The organism is Shinella zoogloeoides, assembly GCF_030733845.1.
Lineage (GTDB): Bacteria > Pseudomonadota > Alphaproteobacteria > Rhizobiales > Rhizobiaceae > Shinella > Shinella zoogloeoides_C.
Genome location: NZ_CP132313.1, coordinates 74219 through 94335 on the forward strand (window position 1 = coordinate 74219; position 20117 = coordinate 94335).

General features: G+C 65.2%; 19 protein-coding genes. 5 read left to right on the forward strand and 14 right to left on the reverse strand.

The features are described 5' to 3' along the window. Positions 1–33: 33 nt before the first annotated feature. The 3 genes from Q9316_RS23055 to Q9316_RS23065 all read left to right on the forward strand — a co-directional run bounded on the left by Q9316_RS23055 (position 34) and on the right by Q9316_RS23065 (position 2607). Positions 34–1590, forward strand: coding sequence for an alpha/beta fold hydrolase (locus Q9316_RS23055; protein ID WP_306036152.1), 1557 nt, complete (start codon positions 34–36; stop codon positions 1588–1590). Between the two features lie 132 nt (positions 1591–1722). Further along, complete coding sequence (locus Q9316_RS23060; RefSeq protein ID WP_306036153.1) at positions 1723–2202, forward strand: carboxymuconolactone decarboxylase family protein; 480 nt, start codon at positions 1723–1725, stop codon at positions 2200–2202. 45 nt (positions 2203–2247) lie between these two features. Then, positions 2248–2607: a nuclear transport factor 2 family protein gene (locus tag Q9316_RS23065; RefSeq protein ID WP_306036154.1), complete on the forward strand. Its 360-nt coding sequence runs from the start codon at positions 2248–2250 to the stop codon at positions 2605–2607. A 55-nt stretch (positions 2608–2662) separates the two neighbouring features. Here Q9316_RS23065 and Q9316_RS23070 read toward each other — a convergent pair whose 3' ends face one another. From Q9316_RS23070 to Q9316_RS23080, 3 genes are all read right to left on the reverse strand, one after another. Next, a complete protein-coding gene (locus Q9316_RS23070) occupies positions 2663–4705 on the reverse strand; it encodes a caspase family protein (protein ID WP_306036155.1) in 2043 nt (680 codons plus the stop codon). A 211-nt stretch (positions 4706–4916) separates the two neighbouring features. Then, positions 4917–5414 (reverse strand): RES family NAD+ phosphorylase, encoded by a 498-nt coding sequence (locus tag Q9316_RS23075; RefSeq protein WP_306036156.1) that lies wholly within the window; start codon positions 5412–5414, stop codon positions 4917–4919. Positions 5415–5422: 8 nt separating this feature from the next. Then, the gene (locus Q9316_RS23080) at positions 5423–5773 is read right to left on the reverse strand and encodes an MbcA/ParS/Xre antitoxin family protein (RefSeq protein WP_306036157.1); all 351 of its coding nucleotides are present in this window, start codon (positions 5771–5773) and stop codon (positions 5423–5425) included. Positions 5774–5947: 174 nt separating this feature from the next. Here Q9316_RS23080 and Q9316_RS23085 point away from each other — a divergent pair, with 174 nt between their 5' ends. Then, entirely contained in the window at positions 5948–6166 is a 219-nt protein-coding gene (locus Q9316_RS23085; protein ID WP_306036158.1) for a hypothetical protein, read from the forward strand. Between the two features lie 143 nt (positions 6167–6309). Here the strand turns inward: Q9316_RS23085 and Q9316_RS23095 are convergent, their stop codons facing one another. Genes Q9316_RS23095 through Q9316_RS23115 form a run of 5 tightly spaced genes read right to left on the reverse strand, consistent with a single transcriptional unit; the run spans position 6310 to position 12126 of the window. Then, positions 6310–7068, reverse strand: a complete 759-nt coding sequence (locus tag Q9316_RS23095) for an iron ABC transporter ATP-binding protein (RefSeq protein ID WP_306036159.1) — start codon at positions 7066–7068, stop codon at positions 6310–6312. Further along, positions 7065–8036 (reverse strand): iron chelate uptake ABC transporter family permease subunit, encoded by a 972-nt coding sequence (locus tag Q9316_RS23100; RefSeq protein ID WP_371878075.1) that lies wholly within the window; start codon positions 8034–8036, stop codon positions 7065–7067. Before Q9316_RS23100 ends, Q9316_RS23095 begins: the two co-directional genes overlap by 4 nt. Then, entirely contained in the window at positions 8026–8991 is a 966-nt protein-coding gene (locus tag Q9316_RS23105; protein WP_371878076.1) for an ABC transporter permease, read from the reverse strand. The genes Q9316_RS23100 and Q9316_RS23105 overlap by 11 nt, the downstream gene beginning before the upstream one ends. A gap of 47 nt (positions 8992–9038) precedes the next feature. After that, positions 9039–9962 carry a siderophore ABC transporter substrate-binding protein gene (locus tag Q9316_RS23110; protein WP_306036161.1) on the reverse strand — a complete coding sequence of 308 codons (924 nt, stop codon included), beginning with the start codon at positions 9960–9962 and terminating at the stop codon, positions 9039–9041. Between the two features lie 55 nt (positions 9963–10017). Beyond that, a complete protein-coding gene (locus tag Q9316_RS23115) occupies positions 10018–12126 on the reverse strand; it encodes a TonB-dependent receptor domain-containing protein (protein ID WP_306036162.1) in 2109 nt (702 codons plus the stop codon). 168 nt (positions 12127–12294) lie between these two features. Here Q9316_RS23115 and Q9316_RS23120 point away from each other — a divergent pair, with 168 nt between their 5' ends. Beyond that, positions 12295–13764, forward strand: a complete 1470-nt coding sequence (locus Q9316_RS23120; RefSeq protein ID WP_371878095.1) for a glycosyl transferase family protein — start codon at positions 12295–12297, stop codon at positions 13762–13764. Positions 13765–13833: 69 nt separating this feature from the next. On the opposite strand, the gene Q9316_RS23125 is transcribed toward Q9316_RS23120, so the two are convergent. From Q9316_RS23125 to Q9316_RS23150, 6 genes are read right to left on the reverse strand one after another with little or no spacing between them, the layout of a single operon-like run. Continuing rightward, positions 13834–14502, reverse strand: coding sequence for an adenosylcobinamide amidohydrolase (locus Q9316_RS23125; protein ID WP_306036164.1), 669 nt, complete (start codon positions 14500–14502; stop codon positions 13834–13836). Positions 14503–14506: 4 nt separating this feature from the next. Further along, positions 14507–15541 carry a DUF6925 family protein gene (locus Q9316_RS23130; RefSeq protein WP_306036165.1) on the reverse strand — a complete coding sequence of 345 codons (1035 nt, stop codon included), beginning with the start codon at positions 15539–15541 and terminating at the stop codon, positions 14507–14509. Then, the gene (locus Q9316_RS23135) at positions 15534–16331 is read right to left on the reverse strand and encodes an ABC transporter ATP-binding protein (RefSeq protein WP_306036166.1); all 798 of its coding nucleotides are present in this window, start codon (positions 16329–16331) and stop codon (positions 15534–15536) included. Before Q9316_RS23135 ends, Q9316_RS23130 begins: the two co-directional genes overlap by 8 nt. Next, entirely contained in the window at positions 16328–17329 is a 1002-nt protein-coding gene (locus tag Q9316_RS23140) for a FecCD family ABC transporter permease (protein WP_306036167.1), read from the reverse strand. The genes Q9316_RS23135 and Q9316_RS23140 overlap by 4 nt, the downstream gene beginning before the upstream one ends. Next, complete coding sequence (locus tag Q9316_RS23145; protein WP_306036168.1) at positions 17326–18174, reverse strand: ABC transporter substrate-binding protein; 849 nt, start codon at positions 18172–18174, stop codon at positions 17326–17328. The genes Q9316_RS23140 and Q9316_RS23145 overlap by 4 nt, the downstream gene beginning before the upstream one ends. Next, positions 18174–20093, reverse strand: a complete 1920-nt coding sequence (locus Q9316_RS23150) for a TonB-dependent receptor plug domain-containing protein (protein WP_306036169.1) — start codon at positions 20091–20093, stop codon at positions 18174–18176. The genes Q9316_RS23145 and Q9316_RS23150 overlap by 1 nt, the downstream gene beginning before the upstream one ends. Between the last annotated feature and the right edge of the window lie 24 nt (positions 20094–20117).

The following is a 20117-nucleotide window of genomic DNA, read 5'->3' on the forward strand; positions in this document are numbered from 1 at the left end:
ATGCTAATATATTGGCTTGCACGGAGGGTGTTCGTGAAGCCGGTCGAAACGCGGTATGCCGAAAGCAGCGGCGTGCACATCGCCTACCAGGTCGTCGGTCAGGGCGCGCTGGACCTTGTCCTCGTTCCGGGCTTCATTTCCAATCTCGATGTGAACGGGGAAGATCCCGGCTACAGCCATCTTCTGAAGCGACTGTCGGCATTCTCTCGGGTGATCCAGCTCGACAAGCGCGGCACGGGTTTGTCGGATCGCGTCGATCCGGCGGCGCTGCCCGATCTGCGGAGCCGGATGGACGACGTTCGGGCCGTCATGGACGCGGCCGGAAGCGGCCGGGCGGCGATCTTCGGCGCTTCCGAGGGCGCAGCGATGGCGATCCTCTTCGCGAAGACCTATCCTGAGCGCACACGCGCCCTCGTTCTCTATGGCGGCTACGCGCATTTTCATCGCTGGGTGATGGACGAAACGGATTTCCAGCGCTTCCTTGATACGACGGAAGCCTTCTGGGGAAGCGGCGTGACGCTGAAGGCGCTGGCGCCAAGGCTGAACGACGAGCGGTTCGCCACGTGGTGGGCCCGTCTGGAGCGCCTGTCGGCCAGCCCTGCCGCGGCTTTATCGCTGGCGCGCATGAATGCGGCGATCGACATACGAGGCGTGCTACCGACGGTAGACGCGCCGGCATTGCTGATCCATCGCAGCAACGACGCCTATGTGAGCATCGAGGGTAGCCGCTACATCAGGGACAGGATCGCCGGTGCGAGGCTGATCGAGATACCCGGCAGCGACCATCCGGTCTGGACCGGCGATGTCGACCGTATCGCTGACGAGATCGAGGAATTCCTGACGGGAACGCGGCCGGCATCAGAGATCGACCGCGTGCTCGCCGCCCTTCTGGTGGCGCGCATAGATGGTGCCGAACGCCTTGCCGCCCGTCTCGGAGACCGGGCATGGCTGAAGCGTTGCGAGGACTTGCGAACCGCGGCTTTCGCCGCGGCCGAGCGGTTTGGTGCACAAGGCATGCGCTGGGACGGCGACAGGCTTCTTGCGCGCTTCGACGGCCCGGCCCGCGCCGCCCGCACGGCGCTAGCGTTGAGAGATGCCGGCACGGCGCTTGGGCTTCCGCTGGCGCAGGGCGTACATGTCGGGGAGATCGAGACCGGCGGCGATACGATGACGGGGCTTGCGGTGCAGATAACCGAGCGCATCGCCGGCTGGGCCAAGCCCGGCGAGATCGCGGCGTCTTCGCTCCTGGCCGAGCTCAGCGCCGGCTCCGGCCTGCATTTCGCGGCGCAGGGCATGGCAGAGCTCGAAGGTGCCGGCCATCCTCTGCCGGTCGTCCTCGTGGTCGCCGAGCAGCATCTTGAGCCCATGATGCCAAAGACACGCATGCAACCGTCGCTCGATGTGCTCACGGCGCGCGAGCGCGAAATCCTTGCGCTCATTGCCGATGGCATGAGCAATCCGCGGATCGCCGCCAGGCTCGCCCTCAGCGAGCATACGGTAAAGCGCCACGTCGCCAACATCCTCGCCAAGCTCGACCTTGCGTCGCGCACGGCGGCAGCGGCATTTTCCGTCAGCCAGGGCGGCCACTGACCGCTGGCCCGCAGAGCCATGTGCGGCATGGCGCTTTCGGGCGAAGCGGCACGAACGGCAAGAGCATAGTCTGCCTGCATGCATTCCCCGGCGATGGTTGCCACAGGGAACGCGCAAGGAGGAGACAGGACAATGACACCGACGAAGACGGGTTTTATCTTTGCGGCTGCGCTGGTGGCAGGCGTCGCGCTTGCCGCGCCGCTACGCGCCGACGACAGCTCGGCTGCCGCCTACAAGGATATCGAGGCGACGCTCGGCCAGGTGCCGACCATGTTCAGGGTTTTCCCGGAGATCGGCATTGCCGGCGCCTGGGCCGAGTTCAAGTCGATGCAGCTCAATCCTGACAGCAAGCTCGACGGCAAGACGAAGGAACTGCTCGGGCTGGCCGTGTCGGCGCAGATCCCCTGCCAGTATTGCATCTACTTCCACACGGCGGCGGCAAAGCTCAATGGCGCGACGGACGAGGAAATCCGCGAGGCCGTGGCGATGGCTTCCATCGTGCGGCACTGGTCGACCGTGCTGAACGGCATGCAGGTCGACGAGGCGACGTTCCGGAAGGAAACGGACGACATTCTCGCCCGCGCCGCCGAGATGGCGAAGAAGGCGCAGTAGGGCCTTCGATTTGACCGCCGCATCATGCGGCCACAGGAGGACGACATGCTTCAGGCAAAGGCCGTGGATGGCGCGGCACTCAAGACGGCCATCGAAGGGCGCGACGGCAAGATGCTGGCGAGCTTCTATACGGATGACGCGGTCGTGCGCGTCATCGACAGGAACAACCCGCCGAGCAAGCCGCGCGAAATTCACGGAAGGCAGGCGATCGCCACCTTCTGGGACGACATCTGCAGCCGGGCGATGACCCACAAGGTCGATGCAGCCATTGCTGAGGGCGACCGCCTTGCCTTCACGCAGGCGTGCGCCTATCCGGATGGAACGCGCGTATTCTGCGCCGCCATCCTGGATCTTTCCGACGGGCGAATAGCCCGGCAGACGGTCGTGCAGGCCTGGGACGAATAGGTCGCTGAGGTTGGGGGCGGCGGATGGGCAATATCTGCCGCCCGAAAGCCCCGCCTCACTGCTTGCCTGCATCCTCGGCGCTCTGCTGGTCAATCGCGAAAGCCGCCACGCATTTTTCGAGTTCGCCGAGCATTGCCTTGGAGCCTGCGAGGCTGGCCCCCTCGCCATCGACGATGATGGCACTTCCGGCTTTCAGGGCCTCGACGAGATCGGTGCGGCTGCCGAGGCCGTAGGCGATCTCCTGTTCGGAATAGGCTCTGCCTCGCAGCGACAGGGTGTACTTGTCGTCGATCCGCACTTCACCGAGCTTTTCGAAGGCATAGGGGAACTTCATCGAAGGATCGAAGAAGCCGAAGCTTGTCTCGCCTGCCGGGTAGCGGCGGAAGAAGGCCATCACCGCGCCGCGATGAGGCCGGAACGCGCGGCAATTCTTGAAAGTGTTGTTCTCCACGACGGCGACGATATCCCATCCCGAAATGGTGCGCGCTTTCCGGTAGGCTTCCGTCACCACCGGATCATACAATGGCGCGGCGCCATCGACCGCGTTGCGGCGATTGAAAACCTCGATCTCTTTCTTCTGTTTCTCGGCGTCGATCTCCGCCACTTTGCGTAACGTGTTCTGATATTTCCAGGTCAGGCCCAAATCGGCCGCGCTGACGAACTCGAATTCGTATTCCTGTCCTTCCTCGACGCTTCTATTCTTGAAGCGCATGAGCGCCTGGAAATAGACGCAGTCGTCCTCGCATCCGATCTCGATGAGGTTTTCACGGGCCGCAGCGGTGGGCTCCATGAGGGATACGCCCATATAGTCGTTGTTGTCGCGATGATCGACGCGGAACATGATGCCGCTCATATCGCGCCCCAGTCCGCCATCGAAATAGCTGTAGACGCGCCGGGCCTGTTCCAGCGTCAGATCGATGCCGCTTCTTGCGAAGACATCGCTGTTGGCGAGATTGGCGGCTTCCGGCCGGTCGGCCGTCTTTCCGGCCTGTGTTACATGGCGGAAGTATGAGGTCATGGCACAGCCCGAAGACGGCATCCAGAAGAGGAATTTCATCAACACCAATTCGCCATCGGCAACCGTGTTGTGCAGCCGCTCGTCCGAGTTATTGAACCGGAAGGCGCCGCATCGATCGTCGTAGTCGTTTTCGAACGTCACGTACTGGAATGTCTCGTTCTGCCGGCGGAAGCTGAAGTCCCTGTCCATGAATTCGATCTTCTGTTTGGCAAGGCTCGCAAACATGCCCGTGGGGAAGCGGGCGAGGTATTTCTGGTAGGCTTCCTGGCTATCGGCCAGTGCCGCGAACTCAAAGATCGCGATCTCGCTGTCCTGTGTCCCGTCAGCCTCTTTTTCGACGAAGCGGAAGTCGCCGTAGACGGCGCTGTTTTCCCACGGCTCCTGCTTTCCGCCGGTGCGCTCCTTCACCGTGGCGCGCACCCGCTTGAAGATGCCCTCTAGCGCCAGACCCGGGATCTGGATGGATTCGGCGAGCGCGGAAGCATAGGGGCTGGCGCCGGTATCACCGTCGCTCGCGACATTGCCGGGCGACGTCGAGAAGGCGATCAGCTTGCCGAGCTTCTCGGGTGCTTCGGCAAGGCCGCGCTGCAGCCCGCGCGTCTGGTCCTCGAAGGGATTGTCTCGACAGCTGTCGAGCACGATGATCTGCAAGCGGCTATCGAGCGCATCAAGCCGGGTTGAGAGTTGACCGAGCGCCAACGAATGGGCCTTGATCTCTTCGCTGGAGCCAACCTTCACATCGACCGCGAGCAGATAATTCTCGCCGTCGAGTTGTACGCCATGGCCCGCGAAATAGACCACGACGACTGGGTTGTCGGCCGCCTCGACGTCCTTGACGAATTCATCGACCACGGCAAGGACGGCCTCGTGGCGCACATTGGTCGCCTTGCGGGTGGAAAAGCCGCTCTTTTCCAACGCTGCCGCCACCATCTCGATATCGTTTTCCGGATTGCGCAGTGGGGCCGCCACCTCATAGCGGCTGTTGCCGATCAGAAGTGCGAAACGTTCCTCGGCCATTGCCGCGCTGGCCGAGCCGGCAAGGATGAGCATTGCGAAAGCACACGAAATGAACCGCTGCATAACCATTTCCCCCCGAGCGTGCCGTCCCTGTCTTCCCGTCAGATGGCGGAAGCGTCCTTTAAATTAGCATATTATGAATAACAGGCGAGCCGTTCGGCCAAAATTGCTTTGCATCCGGCTCATGCCTTCTGGCGGAGCCTGCGCTCGCGGCGAGACAGGAACGCCAGTCGAGGCCATTCGATAGAACGTGGTCGCGTGGGCAAGCCCCTTGCTACCGCGACAGCCGGTTCTCGTCGTCGATCAAGGTCAGGCGGCTCGGCGCCGTCGCGCTCCACGTCCACGCGACGAGATTGACGTCATCAGCACCGGCACCCGGCGCGAAGCTCCTGACGAGCAGACCGTGATAGCCCATGGCCGCAAGGCGCCGGGCGAAGGCCTGGGTCCTGGCTTCGCCGGTCGCTTTCATCTGGTCGCGCCAGGTCGGATCGGCGAGCGATGACAGGTCCATTCCTTCCGCACGCAACGCCGTCTCATCCCGGCCGTCGAAGACGCGCTCGATATCGGCATCGTAGGAGACCAGGGTCGTCGGCTGCAAGCTCCCGACCTGGTTGGCCTCGCGCAAGGCCGTCATGACCGACAGGGACATATAGAGTGCCGGCGTGCCCTTCGCATTGAAGCGTCCGCCATAGAGCTGCGCGCCGCGCCCGGACAGGGGCTCGCGCGCATAGATGGGGTTCAATGCCCGGTACAGGGCTCCGCTGAAACGCATCGACCGGATCAGGCGTGAACGCCGGCATCGACCGCGTCGATATAGTCGAGCACGTCATCGGCGCGCCCCTCCCTTACAAGCTGCATGGCCGTCAGGCCGGAAAAGCCCGGCAGGGGCTCGGAGCGATACCAGGCATAGGCCATCAGCGCTGATCCGAAACGCGGCTCGACCTTGTTGACGATCTCGGTCATCTCACGCAGGCGGCGCTGCGTCTTGTCGGACCGGATGCGGTCCTTGCGCTGGATCGCATCCTTTCCAAGGCCGGCGGTCCGGGCGATCTCCTCGCTCGTCGTGCGCAGGGCATCCGCGATCTTGCGCGGCGAAAAGAGCCCGTTATCTGCATATTGAGCGAGGCCCATGCCGCTGTCTCCTTTCCGCATAACGATAATTATGACGCAATATAGCGTCAAAAATAGCGGCATTCAATGGGATGGCACCATACACGACGCTTAGAACCGAAATCGCTGCGGGCCCGCATGTACCGACAAGGCAATGGAGTATAAACGAGGCCGACAAGACCCGAGAGGAAACCCATGGAACAGGCCGACACGACGACCATCGCGAACCGCAGCGATTTTGCCCAATGGGCGATCGAGCGCGCCGCGGCCATCGTTGCCGAACAGGGCGGCGATCTTGCTCTTGCCGCGCGCGGCGAAGGCGACGAGGCGATTGCCGGGGCGGCCAATGCGCTCGGCCAGGCCATCGTCGATGCCATGCTGGAAGTGTTTGACGGCCTGGTTGGGCAAGATTGAGCGCCCCCGCGCCCTTCTTGCCTTCCCCTTATCGCGCGCGCAAAGCGCGAGTGCGAAGGTGCCTGTGCTTGCCACCTGCCATGTCTATGTCGACGACCGCTGGCTGGACCGGGTCGGGCCGCCCGGGCCGATCGTGACCACGGCTAGACATAATAGTTGGCCAGCCTTTTCCCGGCTGTGACCGTCACCTCGAACCTCGTGCCGTAGAGGTCTTCCAGCACGTCGGGACAAATGATCTCCTCCGGCGTGCCCTGGCGGAAGATGCGGCCGCCGCGCATGGCGACGATGCGGTCGGCGTGGCAGGAGGCGAAGTTGATGTCGTGCAGCACGACGACGACGGTCTTGCCAAGCTCGTCGGCGGCGCGGCGGATCATGCGCATCATCGAGACGGCATGGCGGATATCGAGATTGTTGAGGGGCTCGTCGAAGAGCACGTAGTCGGTGTCCTGGCAGAGCACCATGGCAACGAAGGCGCGCTGGCGCTGGCCGCCGGAGAGTTCGTCGAGGAAACGGTCGCGCAATGTGCCGAGTTCCATGTAGTCGAGCGCGGTCTCGATATGCCGCGCGTCGTCGCGGTTGAGGCGGCCGCGCGAATGGGGATAGCGGCCGAAGGCGACGAGATCGCCGACCGTCAGGCGCGCCGTCATCTGGTTGTCCTGGCGCAGGATCGAGAGGCGCCGGGCAAGCACGTCGCCTTGCGTCTTCGTGACGTCGAGACCATCGACGCTCACCGTGCCGGCATCGAGGCCGATCAGGCGGCTGATCATCGACAGCAGCGTCGACTTGCCCGCGCCGTTGGGGCCGATGATCGCCGTGACGCCGCCCGTGGCAAGGTCCAGGCTCACGCCATCGACAACGACGGTTTCGTCATAGCGCTTGACGGCATTCTCGACGCGGATCATCGGGTTTTTCCCCTTACGAGCAGGATGAGGAAGACGAGGCCGCCGGCGAACTCGATAACGATGCCGACGGCGGTGTCGAAGGCGAAGAGGCGTTCCAGCACCAGCTGCCCGCCGACGAGGCTGATGGCGGCGGCAAGCACCGCCGCCGGCAGAGTGAAGCGATGCAGGCCGAGCGGCATGACCTGATAGGCAAGGCTTGCCACCAGCAGGCCGAAGAAGGTGACGGGGCCGACGAGTGCCGTCGAGACCGAGACGAGCACGGCGATGAGGATGAGGATCTGCGTCGTCACACGGCGATGCTCGACGCCGAGCGTGATGGCGTTTTCGCGGCCGAGCGCCAGAATGTCGAAGGCGTGGAACAGGCGCCACGCCGCAAGGCTCGCCGCGGCGATCATCAAGGCGGCGAGCACCAGAAGGCGCGTGTCGAAGCTGTTGAAGCTGGCGAAGAGCCGGTCCTGCAGCACGATGAAGTCGTTGGGGTCGATCACCCGCTGGAGGAAGCCCGAGACGCTGCGGAACAGGATGCCGAAGATGATGCCGACCAGCATCAGAACATGCAGGCTGCGCACGGCGCCGGAAAACAGCCAGCGATAGAGCAGGCAGGAAAACAGCACCATGGCGCCGCACTCGACGAAGAAGAGCAGCCGTGGATCGATCGCGCTCGTCGCCTGCGCGCCGAGGAAGAAGACCATGACCGTCTGGATCAGCGCATAGAGCGCATCGAAGCCCATGATCGAGGGGGTTAGGATGCGGTTATTGGTGATCGTCTGGAACAGCACGGTCGAGACCGCGATCGCATAGGCGACGAGCAGCATGCCGGCGAGCTTGGAGCCGCGGAAGGGCAGGACGAAGGACCAGCTTCCCTTTGCGCCGAGCGTCATGAAGAGAAGACAGACGGCGAGCGCCACGACGGCAAGCACGATCAGCCTGCGGCGGGAGCGGGCGAGAAGGACGGCTCTAGGCTGCACGCGAACGTCTCCGCAGCAAGAGATAGAGGAAGAAGGCGCTGCCGAGCATGCCGAGAACGGTACCGACGGGCACTTCGAACGGGGCGATGACGAGCCGGCCGATCATGTCGCAGGCAAGCACCAGTCCGGCCCCGCTGATGGCGATCCAGGGCAGCGAGCGGCGCAAACGGTCGCCCATGACCATGGCGACGAGGTTCGGCACGATGAGGCCGAGAAACGGCACCATGCCGACCGTCACCACGACGGCGGCCGTCACCATGGAGACGATGACGAGACCGAAGGCGACGACGCGGCCGTAGTTGACGCCGAGATTGGTGGCGAAGGCCTCGCCCATGCCGATGACGGTGAAGCGGTCGGCGGCGGCATAGGCGAGCGCCGTCAGGCCGAGCGAGAGCCAGAGCAGTTCGTAGCGACCGCGCAGCACGGCGGAAAAGTCGCCGGTCGTCCAGGCGCCCAGCGATTGCAGCATGTCGTAGCGATAGGCAAAGAAGGTGGTGACGGCATTGATGATGCCGCCGAGCATGATGCCGACCAGCGGCACCATCAGCGGCGAGCGCAGCGGAATGCGCGTTAGGATGAGAAGGAAAAGGCTGGTGCCGGCGAGGGCAAAGGCCGTCGCGACGAGCATTTTCATGTAGACGGGCAGCTCTGGTGCCAAGAGCAGCACGGCGAGGATGCCGAGGCCAGCGGATTCGACCGTGCCGGCCGTCGACGGCTCGACGAACCGGTTGCGCGCCAGCATCTGCATGATCGTGCCGCAGACCGCCATGCCCGCGCCGGCAAAGACGAGCGCCAGTGTGCGCGGAATACGCACTTCGACGAGGACGAGCCGCGCCGTGGCGTTTTCGCCGGAGAAAAGGCCGGACAGCGAAAGGTCGCTCACGCCGATGAAAACGCTTGCAACCGAAAGCAGGACGAGGGCTGATAGGGCGGCGATGTATTTCAAGACGGGCACTTACCGGGAAATAGCATGCGGGGCCGCAGGGCGGCCCCGCCTTGGGATCAATCCTTGGAAAGCTCGGTGGTGAGTTGGTCGACCGTGCGCTGCATCGAGGAGATGCCGCCGCCGACGAGATACCAGGCGGCCGCATCGAGATAGACGACGTGGCCTGCCTGCCAGGCCTTGGTCTGGCGCACCACCTCGTTGTCGAGGAACTGGGCGGCTGCCGTGCCTTCGCGGCCGATCGCGGCGTCGCGGTCGATCACGAAGAGCCAGTCCGGATTGGTCTCCAGGATGTATTCGAAGGAGATTGCCTGGCCATGGTTGCCGACATGCTCGGTTTGAGCTGCGGGCGTGATGCCGTAGGCACTGTGCAGCATGCCGAAGCGCGAACCGGGGCCGAAAGCGCTCATCTTGCCGCCGGTCGTCAGCACCAGCAGGCCCTTGCCCTTGCCGGCCGCGAGCGTGTTGAGGTCGGCGACCGAGCTGTCGAGCTTGGCGAGAAGCGCCTCGCCCTCCGCCTTCTTGTCGAAGAGGCCGGCGAGCGTCGCAACGTTGCCTTTTGCCTCGGCAAGATAGTTCTTCGCATCGACGGAGAGGTCGATGGTCGGCGCGATCTTGGCGAGATCGGGATATTTGGAGGCCGAGCGGCCGGCGACGATGATGAGGTCGGGCTCGGCGGCGTTGACCGCTTCGTAGTCCGGCTCGAACAGCGTGCCGATCTTCAGGTATTTCTCGTCGTTGTAGCCCTTCAGATAATCCGGCTTGCCGCCGCCGGGCACGCCCGCGACCTCGACGCCGAGGGCGGAGAGCGTATCGAGCGAGGCGAGATCGAAGACCAGCACCTTCTCGGGCTTGGCGGCAAGCGTCGTTTCGCCCTGCTTGTGCTTGATGACGATGTCGGCAGCAAAGGCGGCGCCACCGAGGAGGGACGTGGCGGTGAGCGTGAGCGCAGCGAAAAGCGACGCGGGCTTGAGGAACTTCATGCTTTCAACTCCAGCAATCTCCAGGGGACGCGGGGATCGTCTCCCCGCGCATCGATCAGAATTCCGATTTCATGCTGATCCAGAAGCGGCGTCCTTCCATCAGCGTGTTGAAGTCGGTCGGCTCGACCTTCTTGTCGAACACGTTGTAGACGGCCGCGTTCAGCGTCACGTTGTCGTTGACGAGATACTGGAGGCCGAGGTCGAGCGTGGCGTAGGGATCGTATTTGCGCCCCGGCTGGCCGTTGATCGACACCGGCGTGCCGTTGGTGCCGATACGGGCGCCGGCGGCGATTTCCGAGCCGTGGTAATTGGCGCTGGCCCAGGTGGTCAGGCCGTCGACGCTGGTCGTCCAGTCCGCGCGGATGTTGCCCGTATGCTCCGGTGTGCGGGCGAGCGGGAAGCCGGCGAAGCTGCCCGTCTTCTGCTCGGACTTGGTATAGGTGTAGCTGGCGCGCAGCGAAAGGTCCGGCATGGCGTGCCATGTGGCGGCCAGCTCGACGCCCTGCATCACCGCATCGTCGACATTGTAGTTGTACCAGAGGCGATAGTTCGAATCCTCGTCCCAGCGGGCGATCGAGCCGTCGGGGTTAAGCACCAGCGCGTTGGCGATCTTGTCCTTGAAGTCCGTGTAGAAATAGGTGCCACTGAGGACGACGTCGCCATTGTCCCAGATCGCGCCGAATTCGTAGCTGGTGCTGCTTTCGGCTTTGAGATCGGGGTCGCCGATGATGACGCCGCACGTGCCGGCAGGACCGTACGAGCAGCCGCCGCCGCCTGTGGTCATGGCATAGCCGGGCGCGATCTGGCGAATATCCGGTGCGCGGAAGCCGGTCGAGATACCGCCCTTGATCGTCAGGTCGCTCGTCGCGTTCCAGACACCGTAGATGCGTGGGCTGAGATGGTGGCCGTACCGTTCATGATGGTCGATGCGCAGGCCGGTGGTCAGCGCGAAGTCGTCCACCATGCGCCATTCGTCTTCGGCGAAGAGCGCCCATTGCGTTGCCGAGAAGGTCTCGGTCAGGCCGGTGCGGCGGCCGGGGTTCTGGTCGCTGAGGCGCGCCTCGAAATACTGGCCGCCGGTGACCAGCGTGTGCTGGCCGAAGAGGTCGAACGGGGTGGTGAACTTGCCGTCGATGACCGTGTTGCGGATTTCCGGCCGGCGCGGATTGAGGATGTAGCGGTCGGCGGCGGCATTGTAGCTGTAGCTGTCGCGCTGGCCCCATTCCTGCTGGATGGAGAAGTCGGAGGTCGTCGGTCCCCAGCGGCCGGTATGCGACAGCGACCAGTGATCGCGGCTATTGAGGCGGAACGCCTCGGTGTCCCCGGTTTCCAGCGCCTTGCCGATGGTCTCGCCGCGGCGCAGACGCTGGCGGCCCGCCTCGAGCTTGATGTCGTGGTCCTCGTTGGGCGTCCAGGTCAGGCGGCCGGTGAGGTCGAAGTCCTTGGCGCCGAACGCGCCGCCGGCGATCCGGTCTTCTGAGCGGCGATAGCCGCTGCCCCAGAGCTGGAGGCCGAGGGTCTCTTCGAACAGCGGGCCGTTGACATACCAGGAGGCCTTGCCGCTGTTGCCGAACTTGGAATGCTGCTGGATCGTGCCTTCCGTGGTAATCGAGCCCGACCATTTGTCGGCAACCTTGCGGGTGATGATGTTGATGACGCCGCCCATGGCGTCCGAGCCGTAGAGCGAGGACATCGGGCCCTTCACCACTTCGATGCGCTCGATGGCCGACAGTGGTGGAATGAAGCTCTGTTCGTAGCCGGAGCTGCCGTTCGGGCGCGCATCGCGGGTGCTCTGCCGCTTGCCGTCGACGAGGATGAGCGTATAGGTGCCGGGCAGGCCGCGGATATAGATGTCCCGCTCGTTGGCCACGCCGGTGACCGAGACGCCCTGTACTTCGCGCAACGCATCGGTGAGGTCGCGGAACGAACCCTTCTCCAGCTCCTCGCGGGTAACGACGGTGATGCTCGCCGGCGCGTCCTTGACGCTCTGCTCGAAACCGGCGGCGGTCACGACCACCTGCTCGAGAACCGTTGCATCGGCCTGTTCCTGCGCGAGCGCGATGCCGGGCGTGACCAGCGCCGTGCCGGCTAGAAGGGCAACGCCCCAGCGCCGCGTGCTCGGCCCCTGGCCGCGATCGGTATTCCTGCCTGCAAAGCCCGTCATGCATGCCCCCTGCAATCACATCTGTGTTATTCCTCACGTGCTTAACTTGAGGAAACGTGTCCACTTATGTAGTCCAGGGATGGGTGGTCAACCGCGGTGATTTCGAACGATTCTAAATTCGAAATAACGCAATTCGCTTGGGCTGGTGGCGTGAAGGATCGGGAAGCGGTGAGGAAGGAGGGCGGGGGCGTAAGCGATCCGGCGGGCAGACTCGACCGGCCGGGACAACTGCGTCTTCTCGTCGTCTTCGATGCGCTGCTGCGTGAGGGCAGCGTCGCTAAGGCTGCGGCCGGCCTCGGGCTGCAGAGCCCGGCGGTCAGCCGCATGCTCGCCCAGTTGCGCGAGCTCTACGGCGACCCGCTGTTTACCCGAACCGCCAAGGGGCTGGTCCCGACGCGCTTCGCCGAAGGTCTGCGGCTGCGTCTGCGGGCGCTTGCCGCCGAGACGGAGCAACTTGTGACCGCTCCGATGGCGGCGGCGCCGGCAGCGCGTACAACGATCGATGACGACTGGATCCGCCCGCCGCTGATATCCGCGCCGCCGCTCGCGGTCCGCCCGAGCGTGCTCTTGCAGGGGCAGCCGACGCCTGACGACTTCGCCCGCAAGCTCGCGCGCATCGGCCACAACGCGGATCCGCAACGGCGTCTTGCGAAGTATATAGCGACGTCCGGCAGCGGCGTCGGCCGGTCCCGCCCTCTGGCGCGCGAGGAGGCCGAAGACGCCCTGGCGATCATTCTGGACGGCGAAGCCGACCCTGTGCAGGTCGGCGCACTTCTGGCGACGATGCAGTATCGCGGCGTGACGGCGGCGGAGATGGCGGGTTTCATCGAGGCGCTGCGGCGCCACATCGGTGCTTACGACGTCTCCGACGGGCACGCGGACCTCGACTGGCCGGCCTACCTGTCACCGAAACTGAAAACCCCGCCCTGGTTCCTCCATGCCGCACGGCTGGTCGCAATGGCCGGTTACCGTGTCCTCCTGCACGGCCACTATGGGCAGGGGCCGGATGCCGGCAAGCTCGAGCTGGCGGCGGAAACGGCGGGCATTCCCGTTTGCGCATCGCTCGGCGAGGCGAAGGCGGCGCTCGCCGCCGGCTCGATTGCCTATCTGCCCATCGGCGGCGCCTCGACGCAGATACAGCGCCTTTTCGGCCTCTATTCTCTTCTTGAAATGCGGCTGCCGCTCAATGCCGTCGTCCACCTGCTCAATCCGTTGGGCGCAGCGGCCAGCCTGCTCGGCGTCGCCATGCCGTCGCGGCGCGATATGCTTCGGGACACGGCGATGCTGCTCGGCGCGCGCGCCCTTTCGATCCTCGGCAACAACCGCGATTTCGCCGAGTTCACCCCGTTCCGCGCGACGACGCTCTTCCGGCTGGTCGACGGCGAGCCGATGGACACGCGCATTGTCGCACGCAGGGCAATAGCAACCGCGCCGCCGCCGGCGGCCTATACGAGCCGCGAATATTGGCAGGCGGTATGGACCGGTGCGGCGCGCGATGAGGTCGCCGAGGCAATCGTGGTGGATACGGCGGCGGCCGCGCTGCTGACGATCCCGACATGCCCCGCCGCGACCTTTGAGGCGGCGAGAAGGGAAGCAGCAGACCTATGGCAGGGCCGGAATTCCACAAATCCGCGATAGTTCAGTAACATCGCAGATTATGTGGTGCCGGGTGGCGGGACCGAGGATGATCTTCCCGGTCACGCCTGATCATCGTTCTGCCCCAGCCGCCGCCCGTTCCGCGAGCCAGCGCAGGCCTCCATCCCTGACCGCGTCGTAGACGGCGCGGCCGAGCGAGATGCCGGCATCGGTATGGAGGCCAGCGAAGGGGATCGCGGGATTTCCGCGAGGCGAGGCGACGACGATGCAGTCCGTTCCGGTGCCGGTCACGATATGGCCGTCGCGACGAAGCCCAAGGTCCATGACGGCTGCGGTGCGGGCCTCGGCGGCGATCGAAAGCGCTTCGATGCACGCCGCCTCGGACAAGGATGTTCCGACATGGGCGAGAAGGTTGATCGTGCCGACGGGCGCGCGCCCGTCAAAGGGTTCGCCGACCCGGCCGGCATTGGAAAGGCCGACGGTGGCGAGGCAGGAGGAGGTGACGGCGCCGGCCGTGGCGCTTGCCAGATCATGCTGGGCGAGGCTGCGCGAGGTCATGAGGTGCACCGCCTCGCCATGGCCGGCTTCGTTCATGCGCCGGTGAAGGAGTTCGGCGGGATCGACGTCCACCGGCAGGTCTCCGTCCCGCACCTCGAGCCAGACGACGGACCGCGCAACGACGAAGCCGGGTCGGGTCAGCGACCAGCTCAGCATGTTCTGCGGCTCGGAAAATTCCGCGACTAGGAAAGGAGGTGTCCAGCGGGCGGTGAACGCGGGCATTCGGCTAGTGACCGGGCGCGTCGTCGTCGGCCGTCGCGGTATCGGAGACTTTGTCGAAGGCCTCCCGCCAGCGGGACACCAGATCGCTGTAGCTGCCGCCGGCGAACTTTTCGGCGAGGCGATGCTGCTGGCGAAGCGTCAGGCGCAATGCCGCCCGGCCGAAGCGATCGGACTGCACCGTGAATTCATGCGGTTCGACCTTCCTGCCCAGCGCCTCCAGCACGGCCTTGCGCAGCAGCGGCAGGTCGGGGCGGGCGAACTGTTCGTAAAGGCTCTGGAACCGCGCGTGGTCGTCGATGTCGAATTCCATGTCGGCCCCCATGCCGTCCATGACGGGGTTCGCCGGATGAAGGTAGCCGAGCGGAACCAGATGGTCCGGGATCGGCGTATTGGCCGAATGCGTGCGCCCTGCCTTCAGGAACTGGGGCAGGAGATGGGTGTGCGGACCGGGCGGCGAGACGCCGCCGGTATCCGGCCCGCCGATCTTCTGGAAGACCTCGATACGTCCGATGCGCGTCAGCGCAACGCGGTGCGGGTGGGCCTTCAGGATGGCGCCGCCGGCCGGATTGCCCGGATCGAACAGGCTGCGCCCGGTATTTTCCCGAAGGATGGCGAGGAGGTCCGGGTCCTCGGTGCGGATGCAGAAGTCGCATTGCGCGAGAGCAAGGCCCATGTCGAAGAGTATCGCCCTGCGGTCGGCCGGGCGCACGGCGTCCCCATCTGGGCCGAGTTCGGTAAGGGCGCTGCGCCTGCTTCCGGCGGCATCGCGGTGAGGCAGGCAGAGCGCAAGCGCATGGCTCCAGCGCTGCGGCTTGGGGCTCAGCGTCTCGTAGGCGACGGGCTCGATCTTCTCGACCGTCGCGGCATTGAGGCGGATCGCGCCGCGGCGTGTCGCCCGCACGAAGAGCGCCGGCGCGTCGGCCTCCAGATACTCGCCCTTGTCCTGGTGGAATTCCGCGACGGCGCCGAAGGAGCCCATGCTCCAGCCCGCCTTCTCGTCGGAAAGATGACTTTGCAGGATATCCCGGAGATCAGCCATGGCCGTTTTCATCCTTCTTCTGTGGCAGGTCGACCGGCTGCACGATCAGGCCGCCCGCGGCGGTGCCGATGAACGCCTCGACCGTGTAGACGTCTTCAAGTGTTTCGGCGGTCAGCACGGCCTCCGGCCGGCCCTCAGCATGGGCGCGGCCGCCGTGCAGCAGGAGCAGCCGGTCGCACCAGCGCGCGGCGAGCGTCAGGTCGTGCATGGAGGCAATGACAATCCGGCCCTCTGCCGCCAGCTCCCGGAAGAGCCGCATGAGCGCGATCTGGTGCTGTGGGTCGAGGCCGGCCAGCGGCTCGTCGGCCAGAAGCACCGGTGTATCCTGCGCGAGCGCCCGGGCGATGAGGACCCGCGCCCGCTCGCCGCCAGAAAGGCTGGTGACGGCACGGTGGCGGAAGGCGGAAAGGTCCATGCGCACCAGCGCGGCCTCCGTCGCCGCCCGGTCGCGCTCCGAGGGCGCGGAAAAGCGTGCGTGATGCGGCAGCCGGCCGAGCGTCACCACGGCTTCGACGCTCATCGCCCAGGCGGTCTCCCGCTCCTGCGGCAGATAGGCGACGTGGCGTGCGCGCTCGGATGCCTTGAGAGCGGAGAGATCGACGCCGTCGAAGCGGACCACGCCACTGGCAGGGACAAGGCCGAGGCAGGCGCGCAGAAAGGTCGATTTGCCGGCACCGTTCGGGCCGATGAGGCCGGTGAAGCTTCCCTTGCCGACCGTGAGCGACACGCTCTTCACGACTTGCTTGCCGGCGAGCGTGGCCGACAGGTCTTCGATGGTGAGAACGCTCACAATCCCGTCCTCCTGTGCGACCAGACGAGCCAGAAGAAGAAGGGCGCGCCGACGATTGCGGTCAAAACGCCGAGCTTGAGGTCGCGATCCGGCGCGACGACCCGCACGAGAATGTCGGCGGCGAGCAGCAGGGCCGCACCGCCAAGCGCACTGGCTGGCAGAAGCCGCGAGGGCTGCGCGCCGACGAGCGGACGCAGCACATGGGGCACGACGAGGCCGACAAAGCCGATGGCGCCGGTAACGGCCGTGGCGGCCCCGACTGACAGCGCCGTGCCGACGACCGCAAGACGCTGTACCTGCCGGAGATCGACGCCCATGCTCGCGGCCGCGTCAGGGCCGAGGCTCAGCGCATCGAGTGCCCGGCCGAGGCGGAACAGCAGCAGCCAGCCGATGACCGTGAAGGGCAGCATCAGCCAGACATGCGGCATCGAGCGGTCGGTGAGCGAGCCGAGCATCCAGAACATGATCTCCATCGCCGCGAAGGGGTTGGGCGAGAGGTTCAGCACCAGCGAGGTCATCGCGCCCGCGAGGCTGGAAATCGCGATGCCCGTGAGGATGACGGTGAGCGGCCGCCCGTCCGCGCCCGCCATCGCCTTGAGAACGAGGACGGCCAGCATCGCGCCGGCCAGCGCCATGAGCGGCAGGGCGAGCACGAAGAGCGCGGAAAGCCCGGTATAGATGGCGATGACCGCGCCGAGCGAGGCCGACGCGCTGACGCCGATCAGCCCCGGTTCGGCCAATGGATTGCGCAGATACCCTTGCAGCGCGGCGCCGGAAAGGCCGAGCGTTGCGCCGACCAGCAAGCCGAGCAGGGCGCGGGGCAGGCGGATCTCCTGCATCACCAGGACAAGCAGTTCCTCCCCGCCGCCGAAGAGCGCATGAAGACTGTCGAAAAAGCCGACGTCCGCCGGGCCGGTGGTGAGTGATAAAAGAAAGAGCGCGAGGGTGGTCGCCGCCAGGGCGGCGAGGGTGGCGCGGTAGTGGGTATTGATCGTCACGGTGCGCGCCCCTTTGCCCGGCGGGCCGCGTCCTGCAAGGCGCGGGCGGCTTCAAGGGTGAACGGCCCACCGCAGACTGTCAGCCGGTTTTCGAGCGGCGCTTCGGCATTGGCGGCTGCGAGCGCGCGATAGGCGGGATGGGCAAAATTCTGCTCGGCAAGGGCAGGGCCTTCCGCTTGCGACCGCCCGCCGGCCATCAGTTCCGGATCGGCTAGGACGAGCAGTTCCAGCGGCAGGCGGGCAGTGCCCTCCATGCCCAGCGTCTCGGCGATGTTGTCGAGGCCGGCGCGCTTCACGACTTCGGAAACGAGCGTGCCGGATCCGGACGTATAACTGTTGGCGAAAGTAAGGGCGGTGCGCAGCCGCGGCGCGTTAGCGGTTTCGAGCGCCGCGATCTCCGCATCCATTCCCGCGATCAGCGTTTTCGCCCGCTCGGGATTGCCGAGCAGCTCGCCCATGCGGGCGAGGTTGGCGCGGACCTCGTCGAAGGAGGCTTCCGGCGGGAACTCCTCGACGCGGAAGCCCAGCCGGCGCAGCAGCGCGACGGTCGTGCGCGTCGTATAGGTGCCGGCGAGCACCAGGTCGGGCTTCATCAGGAAGATTTCTTCGGCCAGGCCGTGATTGACGACATAGGCCTCGGCCTGCCCCGCCATCGCGGATGTGCCGGCATCGCGCGCCAGGTAGGAGACGGAATAGAGCTGGCCGGGTCTTGCGATGAGCATGGCCATCTGGTCCGTACAGACATTCATCGACACCACGCGCCGCGGAGCGGCGTCGGCACAGCTTGCCGCTGCCGGCCAGAAGAGGCCGGCAAGGATCATCGCATGCCAACGCCGTCCCTCCATCAGAAGGTCGCCTTCAATCCGGCAAATGCGGTCAGGCCCGGCGTGTTGAAGCCGTAGACTTCCTGGTAGTCGCGGTCGAACAGGTTGTCGATTCGGCCGAAGACCTCGACCGTGTCGTTCACCTTGAAGCTGCCGCCGACATTGACCACCGTGTAGCCGCCGAGCGTCACGCGCGGCGGGACGAAGGTGGCGAAGACCACGTCCTCCATCTTGCCGTTGAGGACAGCCTCGGCAAAGACGCGGGCTCGGCCCTCGTAAAACACATAGGCGGCGTTGAGCGAGCCGGCGTGACGCGGCCGACGGACCTCCGGCAGGCGCGGCCCACCCGCCACGCTCTGCTCCGTCGCATCGGTATAGGTGTAGGCGCCCGTCATGGTGAGGCCGTTGAAGAAGTCCACGGTCGCGGAAATCTCGACGCCCTGCCGACGACTTTCGCCGTCTCGGTTGACCGGCGACGACGTGAAGTCGGGATTGTAGACTGTGGCGATCTCGTTTTCGAGGTTCTGGTTGAAGTAGGTGACGTCGACGATGAGGCCGCCGTCGAAAAAGCTCTTTTCCACGCCGATATCCCAGCCGAGGCTTTCCTCCGGTTTCAGGTTCGCATTGCCCCGGAACGTGCCGGGAATATAGCCGAACTGTTCGTAGAAGGTGGGATTGGTCACGGCGGTGCCGACCGAGGCATGCAGCCGCGTTTCGGCATTCGGGATCTGCCAGGCGGCGCTGACCGTCCAGGTCGCGGCATTCGAGAAAGCGTCATTCCAGTCCTGCCGCGCACCCGCATTCAGGTAGAACTGGTCGAAGAACTCCCCGCGATATTCGCCGATCAGCGAATGGGCGTTGCGGCTGAAGGTCTCGGTCAGATGGGAAGGCGAGAAGGTCTCGCGCTGCCATTCGTAGCCGGCCGTCAGTTGGTGGACCTGATTTTCCAGGTCGTCGTATCGATAGGAGGCCTGGTAGGTCGCGTTGTAGCGATTGCCGTCGCTCCAGCTATCGCCGAATGCGCCGGAGTGGTTGAAACGGTAGATGTCGTTGCCGGAAAAGCGTGCCTTCTGGGTCAGTGCGCCGTCGAGCGCGGTGTTGGTGAGGCCGACCGAGCCGAAGAACTCGCGGCTTTTCGAATAATCGTCCGCGTCGTAGGTCATCGCGGTGTCGTAGTCCTGCGGATCGAGGTCGCTGCGGCGGTTGACGTAGCGCAACGTGCCGTCCACGGTCGTGTCGGGCGAAATATCCACGGTGAACCTGCCATTCAGCGTGCCGTTGCGGTCGCCGTCGTCCTCCTTGCCAATCTCGGAAATATTGAAGCCTTCGGACCGGCGGAGGATGCCTGAGAGCGAATAATCGTAGTTCTCGCCGCCGCCGCGGGTGGAGAGCGCGCCGAGGACCGTGCCGTCCGTACCGAACTCGGTGCGGGCCGTCGATCGGGCCGAATTGCGCTCGCCCTTCCTGGTAACGATGTTGATGACGCCGGACATGGCGTTGGCGCCCCAGAACGTGCTTTGCGGGCCACGCAGGATCTCGATCCGCTCGATATCCTCGGCAATCAGGCTGCCGAAGTCGAATTCGCCCTGGCCGTTGTCGTTGACCTCGACGCCGTCGATCACCACCAGGACATGGTTGCCTTCCGCGCCGCGCACGCGCGCCTGGGTGAGGCCGCCGGCTGAGCCGGTGCGGGAGATGGCGAAGCCGGGCACGAGCCTCAAGGCATCCGCCACGTAGTGGATCTGGTTCTTTTCCATCTCCTCGCCGGTGATGACGGTGACGGCACGACCGGATTTCTTCAATTCCACGGATGTCAGGCCGTCTGCGATGACGACCGGCTCGAGTTCGGTCGGTGCATTGCTCGCCGCGCGATCCTGCGCGAAGCCGGGTTGGGACAACGCGATCGCGAGCAGGCAAGCCCCCGCCAGATAGTTCTTCATATTTCCTCCACGACAGGGCGCGCC